This window comes from Flavobacterium praedii, assembly GCF_026810365.1.
GTDB lineage: Bacteria > Bacteroidota > Bacteroidia > Flavobacteriales > Flavobacteriaceae > Flavobacterium > Flavobacterium praedii.
Window position 1 is genome coordinate 1,459,591 of sequence record NZ_CP113948.1, and the last position, 21,578, is coordinate 1,481,168.

A 21,578-nucleotide genomic window follows, 5' to 3' on the forward strand; every position below is an offset into this window, starting at 1 on the left:
AACGTTGGCGGTAATTTTGCCTCAGAATCGAGAATTAAAGAAACAATTTCAAACTTATGAAAAAGATTATAGCAATTATTTTTTTTTCTTTAATATCTTGTAATAACATAGAATACAATTCTTTAGAACCTGAAAAAACAGAAACCGAAAATTTATTAAAAAAAATAATTCCCAACAAAAATTATGAATATTGGGAAATTAATTATGTTTATGGTCTTACTCCAAAAGTAATATTTTCTCGAGGGAAAAAAGAACTTAAAAAGACTTTTAAAACTGAAGGAATATCGGGTGGATTCTTTATTGGTTGCCAACCTGGATATTGCTATTATACAATTAACTTTCTTGAAAACGGAAAATGGAATTCTTTAAAAGACAAAGAAGAATTAGCAAAATTCATTAGTAAAATAGACAATGTTGAGGAAGCATTTTTAATTGCACGAATTAATGATTATGATATAGATTCTAATAATAAAAATGGAAATTCTTATGCTCTAACTAAAGATGGTTATAAATTAAAGGTCATGAAATATAACAATTGTCCAAAAACAAAAGAATCATTTTTAATCCTAGTAGACTCAAATGGAAAGATAAAACAAACGGAGAATTTAGGCTTTTATTTGAAAACTAAAGACTGTATTGTGTACTAAAAAAACTACCGCCAACACACGCTACAAGCAATTTGGGTATTTGGCTTAATTTAAAAATGGTTTTGTATTTGGAAATATTTGGCAAATCCGAAAATAGAGCTTAATTTAGTCCCAAACTGCTTGTAGCGCGGGGACGTTATGGGTAAATTGCGAAGAAAATCAGATTTTTAAAGGCATTTAATTGAGAAGAAGTCGAAATTCATAAACTTTGAAACTTGAATTTTATGCTTAGAAGCTGAAAAGCAAAACTTGAAATACAGAACTTGAATATTGGAGTTTCTAAACTGAACTTGAAAAACAAACTTGAATTTCGTGGTTTCTAAACTGAATCTGAAATGCAGAATTTGAAAAGCAAACTTGAATTTCGCCGTTTCTAAACTGAATCTGAAAAGCGAACTTGAATATTGGAGTTTTAATGGAAATAAACAATCGTTTTGATTCTCAAATTGAGATGAAAAAATAAGAATAAAAATTAGCTGAAATTTAGATTCGAACTTGGCTTTTAATTTGCCAATAATTGGATGAAAATCGATAATAAAAAGGAATGAAATTAGCTAGAATTTGGGCAAGAATTAGGTTTTGAGCCTGCCAATAATTGGTTTAAAATCGATTAATAATTAGGAATATCTGCAGAAACAATCTACCCATAACACACGCTATAAGCAATTTGGGTATTTGGCTTAATTTAAATATGGTTTTGTATCTGGAAGATTTGGCAAATCCGAAAATAGAGCTTAATTTAGTCCCAAACTGCTTATAGCGCGGGGACGTTATAGGGCAGTTGAGCCGAAATTACGCAGACAAATCCAATTTGAAATTAACAGTTGTTTCCGCCGAATGTTTTCAAAGCAGAAGCGTGAAAATTGGAAGCGCTAACAAACGTTGGAAAATCGGATTCTAACGACAAGCAAATGAAAAACTGATGTGTGAAAATCGAACTTTGCCAACAGAAGCGTGAAAAGCAGAAGCGTGAAAAGTAGAACTTGCCAAGAGAAACTTGAAAAGCAGACTTTAAAGAAAGTGAACAGGAGAAGCAAACCTATAATTGGGACTCTCCTACTCTAACGGGAAAAAGTGTGAAAGCTTGAACTGGCCAACAGAAGCGTGAAAAATTTGCGGTTTAATAGTAATTTCGACTAAACAACCGCCCTATAACACACGCTACAAGCAATTTGGGGATTAGGCTTAATTTGAAATTGGTTTTGTATTTGGAAGATTTGGCAAATCCGAATAATGAGCTTAATTTAGTCCCAAACTGCTTGTAGCGCGGGAACGTTACTGGCTAGTCGCGAAATAAGAAGGAAAATTTCGATAAAAACAGCTTTTATAATTCTATTATGATGACAAGAAATAGTCGTTCGGAAACTTGATAAATTTGAATTTTAAAGTCTGAAAAACTTGAACTTGAACTTGAACTTGAACTTGAGTTTCGAAGCTTCTAAACTGAATCTGATAAGCGAAGCGTGAATTTCGAACTTGAGTTTCGAAGTTTCTAAACTGAATCTGAAAACATAATCTGAATTTCTAACTTGAGTTTCGGAGTTTCTAAACTGAAAAGTAGAAGTTTAAGGTTGGATTTTTTTTAAATTAAAAATGGGTTTTTACCAAAAAAACAAGAATGAAATTAATGCCGAATTGGGATTTAAAATTGCCAATATTAGGCTGAAAATCGAATATAAAATGGAATAAAATTAGCTGAGATTAAGGCTAGAATTGGGTTTTGTGCCAGCTGAAAATTGGAATAGAATCGGGTTTTAATTGGAACATCAGCTAGAAACAACCAGCCAGTAACACACGCTACAAGCAATTTGGGTATTTGGCTTAATTTAAAATTGGTTTTGTATTTGGAAGATTTGGCAAATCCGAAAAATGGGCTTAATTTAGTCCCAAACTGCTTTTAGCGCGGGGACGTTACTGGCTAGTTATGCCGAAATTACGCAGATAATTTCGATTTGGATTAAAGTTTGCAACTCGCAGAAACTTAAAAAGCAGAAGCGTGAAAGTTGGGATCGCCAACGGAAACTTGAAAAGTTGAAACCTGAAAAGCGAAAGCGTGAAAATAGAAACTTGCCAACAGAAACTTGAAAATTGGAATCTGAAAAACAGAAACGTGAAAGTTGAAACTTCCCAGCAGAAACTTGAAAAGCAGAAACTTAAAAAGTTTTGTTCATAAATAAAAAGTGACTAATTGAAAATAATACGCCGAAAATTACAAGCTAAAAAACAGAAACTTGAAAGTTGGATTTAGCCAACAGAAGCGTAAAAATTTGCGCTTAAATTGTAATTTCGACAAAATAACCAGCCAGTAACACACGCTACAAGCAATTTGGGTATTAGGCTTAATTTAAATATGGTTTTGTATTTGAAAGATTTGGCAAATCCGAATAATGGGCTTAATTTAGACCCAAACTGCTTTTAGCGCGGGGACGTTACCTGCAATTACAAAAAAATGGAGAAAAAAGAAATATCAGTTAGCGTTTTAAAATCGATTTTTGGAGCAATTCCGTATGGTGGAGCGCTACTTGATGAATTATTCTTTGAATATAATGGAAGATTAAAGCAAAATCGATTGAACAAATTCATAGAAATTTTAGCCGAAAATTTTACTGAAAATACTGAAATTGACTTAAATAATATAAAAACGGAAGATTTCAGTGATTTGTTTGAATCAATACTAAGAAGAGTTGTTCAAACCAAATCAGAATTAAAATTACTGCGTTTTAAAGATATTTTAATTGCAGAATTAAAAAAACCTTCTGAAAGTATAGAATTAATAGATCATTACCTTGATTTAATAAGTAATTTAACCGAAGAAGAAATTACTATACTTTATAATCACCGATTTTTTACGACAAAATATGAAGAAGAAATCGATGCTATGAATTTATTGAAAGGCAATCTTCATTCATTGGAAAATCAATTAGAAAAAGAATCAATAATTATTGGCGAATCTGAAATTAGAAAACAACACGATGATATAAAAGCAGAATATGAAAAAAAGAGAGAATATATACTTTCTTTTGGTAAATTTAAGAAAGCTGATTTTTACAATTTACCTGAAAATAAATTTATGTTTTATAAACAAAGACTTTTTTCAAAAGGACTTTTAATTGATAACCCAATGAGCAGAATTGGTAGTCTACCTTTTTGGCATATGGGAATAACCGAATTTGGAACAGAATTCATTAACTTCATAAAAAATCGCCAATAGTAACTGCAGGTAACACACGCTACAAGCAATTTGGGTATTAGGCTTAATTTAAATATGGTTTTGTATTTGGAAGATTTGGCAAATCCGAATAAGGGGCTTAATTTAGTCCCAAACTGCCTGTAGCGCGGGGACGTTAGGAGATAGCCGTGCGTAACGAAGAAAAAAATGAGTAAAATTTTCATGAATTTAAGAAATATTAAAATATATAATTTATTCTGGTTAGTTGCTTTAATAATACTAGTCATCGGATTAATTCAGACTAATAATGAAGATACAACTTTCGATATAAATATTCATGACACATATTTTGTAATTGCCCATTTCTATATTGCTCTTTTTTTGAGTTTAACTTACTATCTGATAGGACTTGGATATTGGGTTGTGCAAAAAGCTATGAAGAGAAAACTAATAAATGTATTGACGATAATTCATTCCGTAATTCTTAATGGAAGTTTTTTAGTTTATTGGTTAGTAATTGGTTATAGTAAAGCTTTTTTTGAAACTCCTTTTCCCCTATTCGACAATCATCAGTTAATTAACCAAACACTTGTAATTCTATCTATATTGATATTATTTGTTGGACAACCAATTTATATTATAAATTTAATAATTGGAATTTTTAAGAAACAGAAAAAGGCCATCTCCTAACACACGCTACAAGCAATTTGGGTATTAGGCTTAATTTGCAGTTGGTTTTGTATTTGGAAAATTTGGCAAATCCGAATAATGGGCTTAATTTAGTCCCAAACTGCGTGTAGCGCGGGAACGTTAGGCGATATTTGACCGTAAAACGCAGAAATTATTATTAATAGAAAAAACCAACTAAAATAAATAAAAAAATTAAAAATGAAAATACCTACATTCTTTATACTATTATTCCTGATGGTAACTAATTCTTATTCTCAAGAAACTTCAAAAACTAAAGATATTGATGTTATAGTAAATTATATTAATCAATCAAATTATCAAACTACTAGAGACACTATAATTCAAGATAAACCAGAATATGGGTTAAAAATGAAAACATATTTAACTATGAAAGTTGATGCAAACCAACTTAAGAAATACGAGAATTTTGCTTATACAAACATGACTCTAGATGGAAAATCTCATGAAATAACAACATCTACAACATTTTATTATGATGAAAATAAATTAATAAAAGTTGAAGAATATATGATTGAAGGTAGTGATAAAAAAGTAATGGATTGGTATTACTCTGAAGATAAACCTTTGTACTACACCTTAAAATCTGATAAAGCTGAAGAAAGAGCAACGTTGTTATTAAGTATGTCTGATGCAATGTTAAAACAAATAAAAAAATAAAAAACATCGCCTAACACACGCTACAAGCAATTTGGGGATTTGGCTTAAGGGAAAAATTGGTTTGTATTTGGAAGATTTGGCAAATCCGAATACTGGGCTTAATTTAGTCCCAAACTGCGTGTAGCGCGGGAACGTTATGTGATATTTTAGAAAAAACAAGAGAATTTAGTAAAAACAATAAATATATAAATGAAAAAAATTTTAGCACTGATATTTTTAGGATTAAATCTAAACGCCAATTGCCAAACTGTGGGAGTCGAAAAGACATTTTTTAGCATTCAAACTGGACTTGCAGGAATTTGGATAAATAACGAAACCAAACTTTCTAATAGTATTGCATTAAGAAGTGAAATTGGAATTGAACATGATTTTTTTGTTGGCGACCAATATGATGGAGCTGGATTTATTTTACAACCAGTTTTGACTTTAGAACCTCGATATTATTACAATTTAGAAAAGAGAAATTCCAGAGGAAAAAAAACATCTAAAAACAGTGGTAATTATCTTTCTTTAAAAACAAGTTATCATCCAGATTGGTTTGTATTAAATTTAGATGAGAATATTACAAAAACTGCAGACTTATCTATTATCCCAACATGGGGAATTAAGCGTCAAATAGGATCAAATTTTACTTATGAGACAGGTTTAGGTTTAGGCTATAGAATAGTTTACCTAAAACCAAACTACTATAATGGCAGTTCACAGAATGTAGATGACGTATCTACAAACAGGAATCAATATACTCCTTATTTACATTTAAGAATAGGATATACATTTTAATACGTATAAAAAACATCACATAACAGCCACTACAACGGATTTGGGCATTGGCCTTAATGGAAAAATAGTCTTGTATTTGGGATGGTTTCGCAAATCCGAAAATAGAGCTTAATTTAGTCCCAAACCCGATGTAGTGCCAAGACGTTGGCGGTAATGCGCACGTATGAGTCAAGAATCTAACGCAATTTTCATCAATGAAATACATAACAAAGACTTACGACTTATTATTAATTGGAATCTCATTTTTTGTTTTTCTAGTATCAATCGTGACCGACACCATTGACTATTATTTTTATAATAAATTTTATGAAGGATTTTCAATGGTTATTTCAACGACAATTTTCGCTTTTATAAATCTGCTAATTTTAATCATATTCACTTTACGCAAAGACTATAAAAGTCTTCGAGTGCTAGGTTTAATAAATCTTTTTGTATTCATTACGGGATTTTTAGGTTTTAAAATTCCATTGATTATTTTGCCTCTAATTTTAAGCTATGGGATTTATTATATTGTGAAAGAAATCAAAGACAGAGTTAAAGAAGAGCAGAAATCTAAAATTATTGAAACAGAAAATTAGCACTACCGTCAACACACGCTACAAGCAATTTGGGCATTAGGCTTAATGGAAAAATTAGTTTGTATTTGGAAGATTTGGCAAATCCGAAAAATGGGCTTAATTTAGTCCCAAACTGCTTTTAGCGCGGGGACGTTACTGGCTAGTTATGCCGAAATTACGCAGGTAATTTCGATTTGGATTAAAGTTTGCAACTCGCAGAAACTTAAAAAGCAGAAGCGTGAAAGTTGGGATCGCCAACGGAAACTTGAAAAGTTGAAACCTGAAAAGCGAAAGCGTGAAAATAGAAACTTGCCAACAGAAACTTGAAAATTGGAATCTGAAAAGCAGAAACTTGAAAGTTGAAACTTCCCAGCAGAAACTTGAAAAGCAGAAACTTGAAAAATTTTGTGCGGAAAATAAAAAGTGACTAATTGAAAATAATACGCCGAAAATTACAAGCTAAAAAACAGAAACTTGAAAGTTGGATTCAGCCAACAGAAGCGTGAAAAATTTGCGCTTAAATTGTAATTTCGACAAAATAACCAGCCAGTAACACACGCTACAAGCAATTTGGGCATTAAGCTTAATGGGAAGTTGGTTTTATATTTGGAAGATTTGGCAAATCCGAAAAATGGGCTTAATTTAGTCCCAAACTGCTTTTAGCGCGGGGACGTTATGAGCTAGTTGAAAAAAGTGCATTTCATTTAAAATCAGTCTTTTAAAAATTATTTAGTTGCGCAGAAAATAAAATTCTGAAGCTTGAAAAATGGAGTTTTTAATTGGAAGTATATCACGAAAAGCAAAAAACACAGTTTGATGTTTAGAATCTGAAATGCAGAACTTGAATTTTGGAACTTCTAAACTGAATCTGAAATTGAAGGTTTGAAATTCGGAACTTGAAAAGCAAACTTGAATTTCGGAGTTTTAAACTGAATCTGAAATGAAGAACTTGAAAAGCGAATTTGAATTTCAGAGTTTTTAATGGAAATAAACAATCGTTTTGATTCTCAAATTGAGATGAAAAAATAAGAATGAAAATTGGCTGAAATTTAGATTCGAATTAGTTTTTAAATTTGCCAATAATTGGATGAAATTAGATTAAAAAAGGGAATGAAATTAGCTGAGATTTGGGCAAGAATTGGGTTTTGTGCCTGCCGAAAATTGGTTTAAAATCGATTAATAATTAGGAATATCAGCTAGAAACAACCAGCTCATAACACACGCTACAAGCAATTTGGGCAATTGGCTTAATTTAAATATGGTTTTGTGTCAGTAAAATTTGGCAAATCCGAATAATGGGCTTAATTTAGTCCCAAACTGCTTTTAGCGCGGGGACGTTAGTGGTAACTCTAAAGAACGACACGTGAAACTATTCAACCTTATGAAACAACAGAAAATAGATTTGACACCTGAACAGACAATTAGGCGTTTGGTTGACTATATGCCTGACTTTTATAAAACCCATAAACAATTCATCAATTGTGTTGAGTATTTAAATCATAGAGAATGGGAACTTGCACTTGAAAGTTTAATAGAACTAGCGGACGAAACTGAGCATTATTTTTCAGAAGAGTTTTGGTTTGGACTTGCAGACTCTGCCGAAAAAATGCGTTTGTCTGATAAGGCAGATTATTGCAGAAAGCAAATCAAAAAAAACGAACAACATATAAAAACAACGACACCATTTGGTTGGACAACTATAAAATATGATGACACCCTTTTTCAACACCACATTTCGGAGAAGCTTAAAGAAGAATGGTCGACAACAAGACGTGAAAAGGATAACGTTCACGAGTTCCTAACAAAAGAAGGAGTTCATTTAAAATCTCAAGGACGAAGCGGATTTTTATATATTTCTGAAAAAGGAAAAATTGCCGAAGTTGAATTTGAATTAGGAATTAATGGGCTTATTCTTTATTTCAACAGTTTGACAAATTGGTCTTTACCAACAAAGCAAATATTAATGGCTGACGAGAAACAGAAAATAAAAATTGATATTAATAATTGGGCACTAAAGACAAAGAACGCAATCGAGTTTGATGACTAAGAAAAGAGCTACCACTAACACACGCTACAAGCAATTTGGGTATTAGGCTTAATTTGAAGTTGGTTTTGTATTTGGAAGATTTGGCAAATCCGAATAATGGGCTTAATTTAGTCCCAAACTGCTTGTAGCGCGGGGACGTTAGCAGTCATAGCTCCTTGAAATCGAGAAATTTACGTTATAAAAAACAATAAAACAGAAACTAATCTTGCGTTTAAACTGCTGACAAACTAAACGCAATTGAAACGGATTTTTGAAGTCGAGTTTCTGAATGGATTTTGAAAATCGAGTTTCTTGTGGCTTAACTTTGAAGATTTTTTTCGTCGATTTTATATCGTATTTCAACAACTTATGCTGTAGCCGAAGATTTAGCCCTTTTCTTATGTTTAGAAAACGGATTTTGAAAATGTCAATTCATTCGCAGTTGGAATGGATTATTAAAATCGATAATCGGAGGTTCTCATATTGCGTGTCACTACGCCTGCTAACACACGCTACAAGCAATTTGGGTATTTGGCTTAATTTGAAGTTGGTTTTGTATCAGAAAGATTTGGCTAATCCGAAAATAGGGCTTAATTTAGTCCCAAACTGCTTTTAGCGCGGGGACGTTATGAGCTAGTTGAAAAATGAAAATTTCGGTTTAAATCAGGTTTTTAAAAGCCATTTAGTTGCGCTGAAAATCGAAATACAGAAACTTGAAAATTGGATTTTTAATTGGAAACTTGAGAAGCTGAAACTTGAATATTGGAGTTTCTAAACGGAATCTGAATTGCAAAACTTGAAATGCAGAAACTTGAATTTCGGAGTTTCTAAACTGGATCTGAAAAGCGGAACTTGAAAATTGGAGTTTTAAATTGGATTGCAAAAACTGAAACTTGAATGTTGAAGTTTCATAGAAAATAAACAGAAACAATCGTTTTGGTTTTTAAACTGAAACGAAAAAAGGGAATAAAATTTAGTCGAGATTTGGGCAAGAATTAGGTTTTAAGTCGGCCAAAATTAGGCTAAAAATCAATTAATAATAAGGAATATTTGCTAGAAACAACCAGCTCATAACACACGCTACAAGCAATTTGGGTATTAGGCTTAATTTGAAATTGGTTTTGTGTCAGTAAGATTTGGCAAATCCGAAAAATGGGCTTAATTTAGTCCCAAACTGCTTTTAGCGCGGGAACGTTAGCGGTAATTAGCCGAACGAAACGAAAATTTAACAACATAATAATGATAGAAGAAATAATTTTTAAATTACAACTAATACAAATAGATTTTTTTACAGCTTTTGGATTATTTACTTTCCTATACTTCATTTCCTCAATCTTTATTAGAAAACCTATTGTCAAAAATATTGATGAAGAATCTAATCGCTTTATTTCCTTCATTGGAATACTATATTTATTATTATGGATTATCGGAATATTTGTTGAATTAAATATTTTAAACCAAGAAGACAAAACCGAATTTTTAAACAGAATGTTTGGAAAATATTGGTTTGGATTTTGGATTCAACCTTTACTTTGGGTATTAATCACCCAATTATTGCGATTCAAAAGTATTAGGAAAAACATTTTTTTACGAATATTATTTAGTGTTTTATTGATGATATCAATAGAAAGAATGATTATAATAATTACATCGTTTCATCGTGATTATCTCCCAAGTTCTTGGACAATGTATAATGAAGTTGGAATTTACCCTTCGAATTTGGTGCTTTCATTATTTCTAAAAATCATTGTGTTTTTAGTTTTCGTCGGAATATTTTACTCAATCAATGAAAAAATAAAAAATTTTAAACTACGCAGAGAAAATAACTACCGCTAACACACGCTACAAGCAATTTGGGTATTAGGCTTAATTTAAAATTGGTCTTGTATTTGGAAGATTTGGCAAATCCGAATAATGGGATTAATTTAGTCCCAAACTGCGTGTAGCGCGGGAACGTTATGCGTAATCTTACAGAAAAAAATGAGTGAAACCAAAGACCTTAAATATTCTATTAATTCAGAAAATCATTTCCAAGGAATTCCTTTTTTTAAAAAATTAAAAACGGTTAGTTTTCTTAGATTTGACAATCAAGTTGCTGAATTTTTAATTGACAAAAAACATTATTCCGTCAATTTCCAAAATTCAGAAAAAATAGAAATTTATTGTGAAGATAAAATTGGAACAGAATTTAAAATAACGGATGTAGCAGAAAATCGAACTTGGATTTTTTCTAATCCAAATAAAACCTTTTCAATTTTTAAAAAGTCACCTGATTATTTGATAGAATCTTCAAACATAAAAATTGACATTGACATTAGAAATAATTCACTGATTTACTTAATTGAAAATAACATTATTGGAAGAATTGAAGACAAGAATATTCTTTTTAAAAATGGAACTAATAGAATAGATGTTTTCGATGAAAAATATGAAAGAATTTTGATTTCAGCTTGTTGCGTGGAATTAATACGTTATCACATACTGAAATTTTATGAACCTAATGAATAAAAAAGACTACGCATAACACACGCTTATCCTTAATGCGCCTGTGAACGGCTTATTTTATTGGTACTCACGAAAATTACAATCCATTTAGTACAACATAGGTACAACAAATCAGAACCTTTTTACAAGGCCATAAATCCCTATTTTATTAAGCTGGGCTTGACGGTTCATGGCCTGATATTCTGCAAGTTTACCACAATAATATTGATGGGTTGCCTTGGCATACCCATTTTGCAAAAGCAAATCATTCAAACATTCTCCACTGGGTAATAGTACATATCCCAATTGTCTGTTCCAATAGTCATACTGATTATCCTGTTCCGTAATGATCGTTACGGTCGTTTTAGGCGGTGCAACCGACAAAACGAAGTTCAGGGATTGCAAACCAAATTGCAGCAGTAATTCAGCAGGTAAACTGCTTTTCTCCTCGTCCTCTTTCATCTTCCTATTGATTTTTACTTCTGGCGCATCCAAGCCATAAAGACGGATTTCTTTTTTCATTTGAGTGAAACGATGGCTAATGATGATGCTATCTCCATCAAGCACTTCTTCGATTTGCCAATGAGTCTCCACTGTGTACGGTGCTTTTGCTTTGTATTGCATTGATTTACAGTTATTTAAGTATTGTTTATTCAAAGATAGTAATTGAACTTTGTTGAAGCAATTGCAAGTAAATATTAACTTTTAAAAATTAGAAAAAATGGCAAGACAGAAAGGTGTTATCAAGTACGTTGGAACTCTTGGAGATATCCGACATTTCAAAATTAAAGGACAAGAAGGCTACTTCGCCGGAATGGTTGGCGGTCCTACAAGCGAACAGGTGAACACGGCACCGGAATTCGAAAGAACCCGTGAAAACATGAACGAGTTTGGCGCCAGTGCCAAAGCCGGGAAATCAGTTCGCTCTGGTTTATCTCAATTGATGAAACAAATGTCCGATAGTCAAGTGACTGGGCGTTTGACTTCGATTATGAAGAAAATCAACTTGGAAGACCAAACCGAAGCGAGGGGTTACAGAAAAATTGAAATCTCCACCCAACGCAATTACCTAAAAGGTTTTGAGTTCAACAAAAACAGTTCTTTGAATGGTATTTTAAATGCTCCGTATTCCTTGACTCACACCGTTGACAGAGAAAATGGAGAATTTGTAATTCCTGCTTTCAATCCTGTGAATTTGATCAATGCACCATCGGGAACCACACATTTCCGTTTGATTACTTCACTTTCTGTGGTAAGTGATTTCGAATATAATGCTGCCACAAACAGTTACGACCCTATGGATCCAGATTTGAATGAGGCAAACGATATTCAGTACAGTGACTTTTTGGATTTGTATGCTCCGGTTCCGGACACCACAATTTCAGCCACTTTACCAGGTGGAATTGTTCCAACGGTAAATACAACCGTTTTGCAGTGCATCGGAATTGAGTTCTTCCAACAAGTGGGGCCCAATTACTACTTGTTTGCAAGTGGAAGCTGCTTGAGAGTTGAGGACGCTTTTTAGAAAAAACTCCAACAAATCCCTCGCCGAAAACGAGGGATTTTTCATTTTAAACCATCAACAATAAAATTATGGAAACTAAAATAATAAGAGTTGCCCAGGGCAAAGAAAGCACATTGAGTCATTTGTACATAAACGGAATTTTTCAATGTTATTTGTTGGAAGACAAAATCAGAGAAGTGAAAATTGCTTCAAAAACTGCCATTCCTAAAGGTGTTTTTAGTATAAAGTTGAACACTTATGGAGCTAAGAACGTGGATTACAAAAAAGCTTTCGGAAAATTACATGAAGGAATGATTGAAATTTCGGGATTGCCTAATTTCAGTTTTGTGTATATCCATACTGGAAACACAATCAAAGATACAGCCGGTTGTCCGCTTTGTGGTTTTGGTTTTCAAGTTGTAGATGGTAATTTTCAAGTTTCCCAAAGTGTTGCCGCTTACAAAATGATATATCCAAAATTAGTTGCATTGGCAAAATTGGAAACGAATACCATATCCATTGAAAACAATTTTCAATTTTAAAACCATTATCAAATGGAAAACATCAATAACATAACAGTCCTTTTTGGCACACTAATCACTTTGTTACTCTCAGTTGTAGCTTATTTCATCAAACAATTACATACCGATTTCAAGAGTATGGAAAAAGATTTGGTAGAAGTCAAAACGATGGCTTTGATCATCAAAACCGAGTTCAAAAGCGGAAATGATTTACTGAACCAGAAAGTGGAATATTTAGAAAAAAGAGTAATTAACATCGAACTAACCATTTTAAAAAATCAAGATCATGAAAAATAAGAATTTGAATTTAGCTGAAAGAGTAAAAGCACCAACTCCAAAATGGTTTAAAGTCCTTCGTACTGTTGGAATTGCTTTGGCATCCGTTGGTGGAATAATCATCGCCTCTCCTATTGCCTTGCCTGTGGGATTGGTTTCAGCTGCTGGATATTTAGTCCTGGGCGGAAGTATTATTTCTGTGGTTTCTCAAACTGGAGTTAAAACCGAAGAACAACCGCAACAAAGTAAGTAAAAAAGTAAAAACTAGTTGTAAATGCTCCTTAATTGGGGCATTTTTTGTTTTTAATCATTTTAATTGGTCAATTGCTTTACTTTTTATCGATTTATTTAGGTGGGCGCAATGTATGGCACTTATGTATTGTTTTGCTTTGGAATGAGGTGCAATCGGGAACCTGATAGCTTTCGTAAAATGCAAAGTGTAATCGGGAGAACCATTTTCTTTTCTTTTAAAATTTTTCAAAAGAAAAAAAGAAAAAAAAGAAAGTCGTCGTATTAGTGGAGGTTTCAAAAGAAGTCAAGTTTTTTTGAAAAAATACTACCCCAATAGTTCTTAAGAAGCGGAAACGTCATCGTATAATCGGGAGTTGTTATGGAAATGTGAGGGTGGAGATTTTATCAAAAACCCGTAGGGCTTGAACTTTACTTTTTGAAACCGGAACTTACCTTTACTTTCTTTTTTTTATTTTTTTTTCGGAGACGGGTGTTGTTGTTTAGCACTTTTCGGGGGAGTTCTTATGAAAATGGCAATCAAACACCCCCAAGCACCGCAGAAAATAATAATTGTAGCGATAGCGGAAATTATTGTTTTACGAGGAGCGCAGTGGCGGGGTTGCGGCAATCGAACAGCCACCCTAGACCGAGAACGAAACGTAGTCCCGCTTTTTCTGCGGGACGAAGTGGAGAGAAGGGCTAGGAGCGTGAAACGGCGGGGAAAATAATATAATCAGCCCCTTTTCGGGGCGTTCCTTGATTTAGGGCAAAGCTCGCTTCTCCTGCGTTCAGAAAAAGCGGTTGAAAAACAACAGCTCTATCTTCAGAGTAATGTTCTGATTTACGGAAAACGCAGGAGAAGGGAGTGGTGCCAACCCCGATGGCTGTGCGAAGGAGCAACCGCCGAAAAAATAAGGGGCGACAGACACAATACTGCTGGAATGCAGTGGAGCGTAGTTTACGGAGCGAAACGGAATGAAGCTGTATTGTGGATGTAATAGCCCCGACGAACGTAGGAAGCGACCGTGTGAAGACGAGGAACGAAACAGCGCAAAAAAAAGAGCTGCTTTCTTGCTAAGCTGCTCTTTTTTTTTGTGCTGTGAAGTGCCTGTGGAACGGAGGAAGAAGGCTTTTTCTGCCGACGACCGACTGGAACAGCCGAGCGGAACAAAGGAAGCGACCGGAGAGAGACCGCTTGATTGCCCGTGACGTTTATAACGAAATGTTGTTTTATAGAAACTGTTTTTTTTGATTGACGCTAAAGCTGCTGCATAAATTTCATATATTCGTTTAAAACATAAATAGTAAAAGATATAAAAAGAAATAAAAAACATGAAAAACTTATCCCTACATAATATTAAATGGCACAAAGCATATCTTGTCCAACAAGATGAAGAAATTTCTTTAGTTGAAAGTGCACTTGATTTAGAAATGCACGAATATTCAATTGAAAACAAGGATGAAATAATACTTTTTGATTTGGACAACAAGGTAATTATCGAAAAATTTGAAAAAATTGAAAGTGTGAGACTTGATAATCATTTACCTATATCATTAAGTTTTAAGGGATTTGATCCAAATGTCAATTCTAAATTTACAATACCAAAATCTGTTGAGAACTTATATATTGATGGAGGTGATTATATGTCTAAGATGATGTCAAAATCTGATGAATCCTTGAAAATTTGGAACGATTTTGTGTATAATACACAAACATGGAAATTCATTACTACATTGGAAGAAAGATTCAAAATCGAAGCCGATCAGCGATCTTGTATAAAAAATATTAAATCTCTTAATTTGAATTCGCCTATTCAGCATTTATTAGCTGAAATTGCAGAATTAAATATTAGTGAACTTTCCCTTCGCTGGATTTATATATCAGAAACAGAATTTGATCTGATTCATAAATTTAAAAATGTTCAATCTTTAGATTTAGCTTATATATATAATGATGAACTCTCTAGGGTGAAATTCCCACCGAACTTAACTTTTTTAAGAATTTATGGACTTACGATTGAAAGTTTGACAGATATTAATGTAGAAGACTTAAAATTAGAATCATTAGATCTAGAGGGAAACACAATTATTGATCTTTCTACTATTTCAAAACTTCCAAATACTCTCGAAGATTTAAATCTAAAAATGAATCATATAAAAGAGTTTACGATAGCGGATTTACCTGAAAACTTAGAATATCTTTTTTTAGATGATAATCTAATTGGAAATACTCTTTTCGAAGGAATAAATAAAGATGTCACTAACACTACGATTAAATATTTATCCCTTTCCAATAACGTATTAAAAGTAAATAATTGGTTGCTTCAACGGATAACAGAAACATTTCCAATGCTGGAATATATAGAATTATCAGGAAATGAAATTTGTGATATTCCTGAAGAGTTATTACTAAATGATGAAGAGAACTCCAGTATTGATAAAATAAATTATTGGATGGAATTACAAGATTATCAGCATCCTAAATTATATTCAGAATTAAAAGACTCTTTTAATTATTATGATAAAACTAACAGTATCATATTAAAATGGAAACACAAATTATTGCCTTCAAAAATAATACTATCAGACATTCAGGCTCAGTTTAATAATTATTTAGGTGAAATGAAAACATTTGATCTATTTAGGGAAGGATTATATTGTGATATTGATCACGATAAAATTTCATTAGTAATAAGAGAAGAAACTGAACCAGAGAACAGTATTATTCTTGAATTATACGCTGCCAATAGAGAGGCATTCAATACTTATTACTATAAATACTGTAGTGAAATTAATCGTTTAGTGAAATTAAACACGCACCACCATATTTTACCGGTAGCAAGCTTTGCAGAAAAATGTGAAATTTATGAGAAGTTTTTCAAATTTGTATTTCACATAGAAAAACAAATCAAAAACAATTTCATTCTGCAGCCTAACCAAGGAGAGGATCTATTGTTGGTAAACAACAAAAATGATAGAAATGATTTATATAAAGAGCTCAAGGATGTTGCATTTATTATCGTAACAGGAAAGAGCGCTTATTCTTATGTAATTGACGATAAATTTGTAATAAGTAATGTTGATTTCAAATGTGCTAAATTTAAATATTTCTATAATTTGACGCTTAGAACTTCTGAAGAAAAGCAAGACTATGTAAATAGTATTACAAATAAATATTTAGGGTACAATAGTTTTGAGGAAGCTATTGTTTTTGCGGGTGGCGATATAACACAAAAAATTACTGTATATTTTAATCCAAACTATTTTTATGAAAAGTCAAACAATATTTTTTGTAAAAACAAAAAAATTGAAATTAATGAACAATTGTTGGTTGCTCCAGAAAGCGGTTCTAACCTACTGAATGTTACTTTTAAAGAAGGAAGTCTTTTTTTAAAATATAGAGTTAATCCTGAAAAAGTCAAAAAAGAAAAAAAAGCGGATAAGCCTAAATCAATTTCTTAGGATATATAGGCCACGAATTAAAATCCCTCAACGAACATGCGTTTGTTGGGGGATTTTTTTATTTCCACCCACCCATTCTCTTAGAAAATCTTTCTACAAATATGAAATTGTACACCCCTGAACAAAATTAAAAGAGGTGCATTGCCGTCATAAATTTGTCTCACAATAAAGAAACAAACACACTTTTAAAAATGCAGACAACAGGAGATTCGGAACATACAGTATTATTTCTGAAAGAAGAAGACAGACAAATTAAGAAGATCTATTCTAAAGAAGTATATCAATTATTAGAGGAAGCTTATAGAGATTGTGGAGGTATAAATAAAGGAAGTGGATTTAAAAATGCTGAAGAAATGATTGAGAAGATCCCTTCTTGGAGATTAACATTCAGTGATGAAAAATTAATCACAGTGATGATGTTTAAAGATAAAGGGAAAGGATTAAAAATGGTTGCTTATGCTCCTTTAAAGGAAATTGATCCAACAATACGAAAATCAGACTTAGATTTCATGTTGAGTAATTCACATGCAGAGTTATCAGGTGCCCTCCTAATCATAGTCTTAAAACATTTAGGGTCAAAATGGAAACAGTACATCCTTAATGTAAATAAAATTTTTAATACCGAAGAAGTTATCAATTTGAAGAAATACTGTTCGAAAAATCAAATTCCTAAAAACAGTGAAGAAATCTACACGAGACTGAATAAAGACTGGACAACGCTTCTTGAGGAATGTTATTTAAGAAAAATCGGAGATGAATTTAAAATGAAAGTATTAATTGGAAAAATATAATGCCTATGGTAAAAATCTATCAAAAAGTATTAGAACATGCTAAAGGGGATCTCGGTGAGGACGGTAAAAGAAATGTTGAAGAATTGATTGATTTTTTAAATCTGGAAACCAAACTAAAATTTCCAAAGAACAGCATAGCAATTTACACAATAATACGACAATCCTATAATTACTATATGAACAAAAACGAGATTAAAAATGCTATACAAATCCCGGAAACCTATCAACCAGCAGGGTATGTATGGAAAGTAAAAAACAAGTATCAATAAATTAAAGAATATTATGATGACAGAATATAACACTCGCATTACGCACATAATTACTATAGAAGGAGAGCGATTCCAAATATATCATAAGGAAAGAAGACTATATGCCTTCGTAGATTGGAAAGGGGCACGAGAAAGCCTAATAAAGATAATGTTAAAGAAAATATATGAGAAAACAGGGAATGAAACTGCGTATATCAGTTTCAAAATGGCTAATCCGATGAGAATATCAAGGCTAGGTAATTTTTTCATTGACATAAGAGCGGAAATAATGTACCGCGGAAGAAGTCTAGGATCAGTAGAAGCACTTGGCTTAAACAAAATATTTGTGAATCATTACATAACAATCCAAGAAGAAGAAATAGATTTTAAAAGAAAAATGGATTTTGAATTTTCGAGAAAAAACAAATTAATAGTTGTCGGTAATAAAATTCGATCCCATTTTGATTTTAGTTTTACTGGTTACGCAACACGTTATATATCAATACATTAAATAAAACAACCTTTAATACAATTAATTAAACAATCTAAAAGAAACACTATGAAAAATTTCAACGAAGAAGACGCAAGAAATGAGTACAAAAAACGTCAATCTAATTTTACAACGGATGATATTAATAAAATTCTTGACAAAAGCGAGGAGTTAAAGTCAACATTTCAGAAACAAGGTAAATTGGCAAAATTCTTTAACGATTTTAAATTATTATTTTCAATGATTAAAGATTACAGCTGCGGAAAATACACTGAAGTTCCATGGTATATTATTGCCGCGATTGGGGCAGCCTTATTGTATGTGCTATCGCCAATAGATCTAATCCCTGATTTTATCCCAATTATTGGATACCTAGATGATGCCGCTGTTTTTGCTTTTTGTCTTAACCAAGTTCGTTCCGAAGTCGACAAATATAAATATTGGAAAGCATGTAACTCTTAAAGAACTTTTGGAGATATTGTTCTCTCAGCATTAAGGGTGGTATTTTACCATCACTAACTGTAAAAGGCTTCGGTTTTATAATCGGAGCCTTAGCTTTTCAACTTAAACACTTTATGTGATAGTGTTTTTTTGTTGCTTTTTTATTTTCATTTTGATATATAATACTGATTTATTGGGCGTCTAAAATATCATCGCGTTTATTAATTAATGGATCAAGCCAATCCGCTTTATCAGTTGCCCACTTTATCCATTCTTGCTTTTCCGGTGTTAGGCTATTTGTATTAACTGCATGTTGTTTTACGGCTTCAATATATTGCCGAATTAAAATTGTTTTGTTGTGTTGCTCTGAGAGTGCAACCAATTTATTGAATTTGGTGATTTCTTCGTCTTTGCGTTTTTTGATTTCTTCCTTACGCTTTAATTCGGAATCATATTGCAATCTCCATAAACGTGATGCTTCTTCTTGCTTTTTCTTTTCTTGGGCATAGATTTCAAGTTTCGCAACTATCCGAGCTAAAAGTTCTTCGATTTTTACTTTTCCGTCACGCCATTCTTTTTCTCCTGAATATTTACCGATTTTTAATATTAACTCACCCGTTGGAATATATTCTGAAAAACCATGCGGTGTTGTGGCAGGTATTCTTTTCGTTGCTTCCCGTAAGTCAAAATCAATATAAATACCATCGATCAAGATACAAGTATCATGATTTTCTTTAGCTATAGTATGACCTCTATAACGCAACAATTTGGTAAGTGTATCCATAAAACGTAATGACCTTTCACGATGCTTATCACCTACTCTGATTGGATAATGTAACTTTTTGTATTTATCATAAAATACGTTCCCTTTACTTTCATTCCAATAATCCTTGGTTTGAATGGTTAATATGTCTGGTTTTTCTATTTTATCGGGAACTACTAATGGCGCTTTTAAATCATTCTCAATTTCTTTGGTTCTTATGGTTAATGGAGTTTGGTCAACATTTACTGGATTCCCCTCTTCTCTTATTGTCAAGACAATTTTATCCACTTCATTGGATATTGGATGTAGTTCCTCTCTTTTAAACGGTTTATTAAATTTGAGTTTTGACCAATAACCACCATCAGGCATAGGAATCTCAAATTGCTTACACAATTTTTTAATGCCATCATTTGAAAGTGCATATTCTTGAGTTAGCTTTGATACTGGCGTTGACCATACTATATCATATAATTCTTTTCTAGTTAATTCGTTAGTTTCCATAAAAAAACACCTCTTTAAAAGATTGAATTAAAGGTACAAAATGTTGTTTGAAAAATGAAATTAACGAAATGAAGCAAACAAAGATGTGAGTTTAGGAACACTTGGACTAAACGAGGATTTTGTGAAGCTGAATGAGATAATGATTTATTTAATTTTTATTCCTTTTGGTCCAGGGAAATCTTTGCCTAAATAGCTGTACAGTCGTCTTACTTTTGAACGCCAACTTATTTTTGCTTCAATCCAAGTTTTGCTTCCCTCGATGATTTGTATTGTATCGTTTGTGTGTGATGGAAACTTTGAATAATCGGAATTATCATCAAATTTTAATAATAATTCTGGATTGTCAATAGGTGTTTTGTTCTTACTTAAATCAAATATTGTTTTATCTTCTTCTTTGTTGAATTTAAGTGTTTTAACTTTTAAGTCTTCATATAAATCGATTAGTGAAATTGTATCGGTTATGAAGTCTAAATCATAAATGTCTTTTTTGGTAGAACGGTTTGAGGTGCTGATTAATTTGAATAAACCAATGTCTCTTTTTGAAAGTAAACTTATTCCTTGATTTACTTCTACCTCGAACAAATTCTTCATATTTTGAAGCATTTCCACTTTTATGGTTACACCATCTTCTAAATCAAGAAAGAAACGCAGAAAGCAATATTGGTCATTAATATCACAAGGATCGTCAAAGCTTTTTGCTTTTGTACCAAAGTAGTTTTTGACTTCATTTTCGATATTTTTAAATCCTTCTTTGCCAATTATACCATCGTAAAAGAAATCAATATCATCAGAAACTCTATGATTGAATTGTAATGCTAGATTTGTACCACCACCTAAAGTAAATTTTGATACTGTTGGTAATGTTTGTAATTCTATAATGGCTTTAATTATTGCTGGAGTAACTGCCTTCATAAATTATAGCGAAAAACGAAGAAATGGCTTTACATTGTATCTTTTTGCAACACTGATACAAACTTTGTTACTGATATTCTCTGTTGTTAATTTTAAGTATTTAACAATATCTTTAGCAGAATATAGTGTCTCTAATTTTTGAATATCTGTTTCAAATGTATCTGGAGTTGTTGCAAACAAAGCTCTTGGGATAATAATAGACTTATCTTTAGAAAGATTAAGTTTACTAGGATCCATATCCCAAAATAAGTGTTTGGGAAAAACTGTTGCTATGTTTACTGACTGTTTCACTATGCAAAAATACTGAATTTAGAGTTATATGGTGCACTAATGTAAAAAAGTTTAACTTCTTCGATTTTAACGACTTAATAAAAATAAAAAATTAATAGATTTAAAAAAACAATTTT

The 21,578-nt window shown here is 32.1% G+C and carries 21 protein-coding genes and 1 pseudogene; 18 read left to right on the forward strand and 4 right to left on the reverse strand.

What is annotated here, in order from left to right:
- The first annotated feature begins 56 nt into the window (after positions 1–56).
- The 9 genes from OYT91_RS06230 (at position 57) to OYT91_RS06270 (ending at position 11,055) form a co-directional block, all read left to right on the forward strand.
- Positions 57–647, forward strand: a complete 591-nt coding sequence (locus OYT91_RS06230) for a hypothetical protein (RefSeq protein WP_281239947.1) — start codon at positions 57–59, stop codon at positions 645–647.
- Positions 648–3,096: 2,449 nt separating this feature from the next.
- Entirely contained in the window at positions 3,097–3,858 is a 762-nt protein-coding gene (locus tag OYT91_RS06235) for a hypothetical protein (protein WP_281239948.1), read from the forward strand.
- Between the two features lie 165 nt (positions 3,859–4,023).
- On the forward strand, positions 4,024–4,506 hold the full coding sequence (locus OYT91_RS06240) for a cbb3-type cytochrome c oxidase subunit I (RefSeq protein WP_281239949.1): 483 nt from the start codon (positions 4,024–4,026) through the stop codon (positions 4,504–4,506).
- Between the two features lie 198 nt (positions 4,507–4,704).
- The gene (locus OYT91_RS06245; RefSeq protein ID WP_281239950.1) at positions 4,705–5,184 is read left to right on the forward strand and encodes a hypothetical protein; all 480 of its coding nucleotides are present in this window, start codon (positions 4,705–4,707) and stop codon (positions 5,182–5,184) included.
- 189 nt (positions 5,185–5,373) lie between these two features.
- The gene (locus OYT91_RS06250; protein ID WP_281239951.1) at positions 5,374–5,964 is read left to right on the forward strand and encodes a hypothetical protein; all 591 of its coding nucleotides are present in this window, start codon (positions 5,374–5,376) and stop codon (positions 5,962–5,964) included.
- Positions 5,965–6,158: 194 nt separating this feature from the next.
- Positions 6,159–6,542, forward strand: coding sequence for a hypothetical protein (locus OYT91_RS06255; RefSeq protein WP_281239952.1), 384 nt, complete (start codon positions 6,159–6,161; stop codon positions 6,540–6,542).
- Between the two features lie 1,360 nt (positions 6,543–7,902).
- A complete protein-coding gene (locus tag OYT91_RS06260; protein WP_281239915.1) occupies positions 7,903–8,568 on the forward strand; it encodes a hypothetical protein in 666 nt (221 codons plus the stop codon).
- 1,218 nt (positions 8,569–9,786) lie between these two features.
- The gene (locus OYT91_RS06265; protein ID WP_281239914.1) at positions 9,787–10,383 is read left to right on the forward strand and encodes a hypothetical protein; all 597 of its coding nucleotides are present in this window, start codon (positions 9,787–9,789) and stop codon (positions 10,381–10,383) included.
- 144 nt (positions 10,384–10,527) lie between these two features.
- Complete coding sequence (locus OYT91_RS06270) at positions 10,528–11,055, forward strand: hypothetical protein (protein ID WP_281239953.1); 528 nt, start codon at positions 10,528–10,530, stop codon at positions 11,053–11,055.
- Positions 11,056–11,163: 108 nt separating this feature from the next.
- On the opposite strand, the gene OYT91_RS06275 is transcribed toward OYT91_RS06270, so the two are convergent.
- Entirely contained in the window at positions 11,164–11,655 is a 492-nt protein-coding gene (locus OYT91_RS06275; protein WP_281239954.1) for a thermonuclease family protein, read from the reverse strand.
- Between the two features lie 97 nt (positions 11,656–11,752).
- On the opposite strand from OYT91_RS06275, the gene OYT91_RS06280 reads away from it, so the two are divergent.
- The 9 genes and pseudogenes from OYT91_RS06280 to OYT91_RS17780 all read left to right on the forward strand — a co-directional run.
- On the forward strand, positions 11,753–12,556 hold the full coding sequence (locus tag OYT91_RS06280; protein ID WP_281239955.1) for a hypothetical protein: 804 nt from the start codon (positions 11,753–11,755) through the stop codon (positions 12,554–12,556).
- A 68-nt stretch (positions 12,557–12,624) separates the two neighbouring features.
- Positions 12,625–13,077: a DUF5675 family protein gene (locus OYT91_RS06285; RefSeq protein WP_281239956.1), complete on the forward strand. Its 453-nt coding sequence runs from the start codon at positions 12,625–12,627 to the stop codon at positions 13,075–13,077.
- A 12-nt stretch (positions 13,078–13,089) separates the two neighbouring features.
- Complete coding sequence (locus OYT91_RS06290) at positions 13,090–13,353, forward strand: hypothetical protein (protein WP_281239957.1); 264 nt, start codon at positions 13,090–13,092, stop codon at positions 13,351–13,353.
- Positions 13,343–13,585, forward strand: coding sequence for a hypothetical protein (locus OYT91_RS06295; protein WP_281239958.1), 243 nt, complete (start codon positions 13,343–13,345; stop codon positions 13,583–13,585). Before OYT91_RS06290 ends, OYT91_RS06295 begins: the two co-directional genes overlap by 11 nt.
- Before the next feature lie 1,310 nt (positions 13,586–14,895).
- Positions 14,896–17,025 (forward strand): leucine-rich repeat domain-containing protein, encoded by a 2,130-nt coding sequence (locus OYT91_RS06300; RefSeq protein ID WP_281239959.1) that lies wholly within the window; start codon positions 14,896–14,898, stop codon positions 17,023–17,025.
- Positions 17,026–17,216: 191 nt separating this feature from the next.
- Positions 17,217–17,816, forward strand: a complete 600-nt coding sequence (locus OYT91_RS06305; protein ID WP_281239960.1) for a hypothetical protein — start codon at positions 17,217–17,219, stop codon at positions 17,814–17,816.
- A 5-nt stretch (positions 17,817–17,821) separates the two neighbouring features.
- Positions 17,822–18,085, forward strand: coding sequence for a hypothetical protein (locus OYT91_RS06310; protein WP_281239961.1), 264 nt, complete (start codon positions 17,822–17,824; stop codon positions 18,083–18,085).
- Between the two features lie 13 nt (positions 18,086–18,098).
- Entirely contained in the window at positions 18,099–18,575 is a 477-nt protein-coding gene (locus OYT91_RS06315) for a hypothetical protein (RefSeq protein WP_281239962.1), read from the forward strand.
- Between the two features lie 258 nt (positions 18,576–18,833).
- Positions 18,834–18,944: pseudogene (locus OYT91_RS17780) on the forward strand (YkvA family protein); the annotation flags it as partial.
- Between the two features lie 241 nt (positions 18,945–19,185).
- Here OYT91_RS17780 and OYT91_RS06325 read toward each other — a convergent pair.
- The 3 genes from OYT91_RS06325 to OYT91_RS06335 form a co-directional block, all read right to left on the reverse strand.
- Entirely contained in the window at positions 19,186–20,259 is a 1,074-nt protein-coding gene (locus tag OYT91_RS06325; RefSeq protein ID WP_281239963.1) for a hypothetical protein, read from the reverse strand.
- A 144-nt stretch (positions 20,260–20,403) separates the two neighbouring features.
- Positions 20,404–21,171: a nucleotidyl transferase AbiEii/AbiGii toxin family protein gene (locus tag OYT91_RS06330; RefSeq protein WP_281239964.1), complete on the reverse strand. Its 768-nt coding sequence runs from the start codon at positions 21,169–21,171 to the stop codon at positions 20,404–20,406.
- Between the two features lie 3 nt (positions 21,172–21,174).
- Entirely contained in the window at positions 21,175–21,462 is a 288-nt protein-coding gene (locus OYT91_RS06335) for a DUF6922 domain-containing protein (RefSeq protein WP_432419417.1), read from the reverse strand.
- Between the last annotated feature and the right edge of the window lie 116 nt (positions 21,463–21,578).

Coding starts and splice junctions, on each gene's coding strand:
- OYT91_RS06230 (WP_281239947.1), top strand. CDS start 57: ATGAAAAAGATTATAGCAATTATTTTTTTTTCTTTAATATCTTGTAAT.
- OYT91_RS06235 (WP_281239948.1), top strand. CDS start 3,097: ATGGAGAAAAAAGAAATATCAGTTAGCGTTTTAAAATCGATTTTTGGA.
- OYT91_RS06240 (WP_281239949.1), top strand. CDS start 4,024: ATGAGTAAAATTTTCATGAATTTAAGAAATATTAAAATATATAATTTA.
- OYT91_RS06245 (WP_281239950.1), top strand. CDS start 4,705: ATGAAAATACCTACATTCTTTATACTATTATTCCTGATGGTAACTAAT.
- OYT91_RS06250 (WP_281239951.1), top strand. CDS start 5,374: ATGAAAAAAATTTTAGCACTGATATTTTTAGGATTAAATCTAAACGCC.
- OYT91_RS06255 (WP_281239952.1), top strand. CDS start 6,159: ATGAAATACATAACAAAGACTTACGACTTATTATTAATTGGAATCTCA.
- OYT91_RS06260 (WP_281239915.1), top strand. CDS start 7,903: ATGAAACAACAGAAAATAGATTTGACACCTGAACAGACAATTAGGCGT.
- OYT91_RS06265 (WP_281239914.1), top strand. CDS start 9,787: ATGATAGAAGAAATAATTTTTAAATTACAACTAATACAAATAGATTTT.
- OYT91_RS06270 (WP_281239953.1), top strand. CDS start 10,528: ATGAGTGAAACCAAAGACCTTAAATATTCTATTAATTCAGAAAATCAT.
- OYT91_RS06275 (WP_281239954.1), bottom strand. CDS start 11,655: ATGCAATACAAAGCAAAAGCACCGTACACAGTGGAGACTCATTGGCAA.
- OYT91_RS06280 (WP_281239955.1), top strand. CDS start 11,753: ATGGCAAGACAGAAAGGTGTTATCAAGTACGTTGGAACTCTTGGAGAT.
- OYT91_RS06285 (WP_281239956.1), top strand. CDS start 12,625: ATGGAAACTAAAATAATAAGAGTTGCCCAGGGCAAAGAAAGCACATTG.
- OYT91_RS06290 (WP_281239957.1), top strand. CDS start 13,090: ATGGAAAACATCAATAACATAACAGTCCTTTTTGGCACACTAATCACT.
- OYT91_RS06295 (WP_281239958.1), top strand. CDS start 13,343: ATGAAAAATAAGAATTTGAATTTAGCTGAAAGAGTAAAAGCACCAACT.
- OYT91_RS06300 (WP_281239959.1), top strand. CDS start 14,896: ATGAAAAACTTATCCCTACATAATATTAAATGGCACAAAGCATATCTT.
- OYT91_RS06305 (WP_281239960.1), top strand. CDS start 17,217: ATGCAGACAACAGGAGATTCGGAACATACAGTATTATTTCTGAAAGAA.
- OYT91_RS06310 (WP_281239961.1), top strand. CDS start 17,822: ATGGTAAAAATCTATCAAAAAGTATTAGAACATGCTAAAGGGGATCTC.
- OYT91_RS06315 (WP_281239962.1), top strand. CDS start 18,099: ATGATGACAGAATATAACACTCGCATTACGCACATAATTACTATAGAA.
- OYT91_RS06325 (WP_281239963.1), bottom strand. CDS start 20,259: ATGGAAACTAACGAATTAACTAGAAAAGAATTATATGATATAGTATGG.
- OYT91_RS06330 (WP_281239964.1), bottom strand. CDS start 21,171: ATGAAGGCAGTTACTCCAGCAATAATTAAAGCCATTATAGAATTACAA.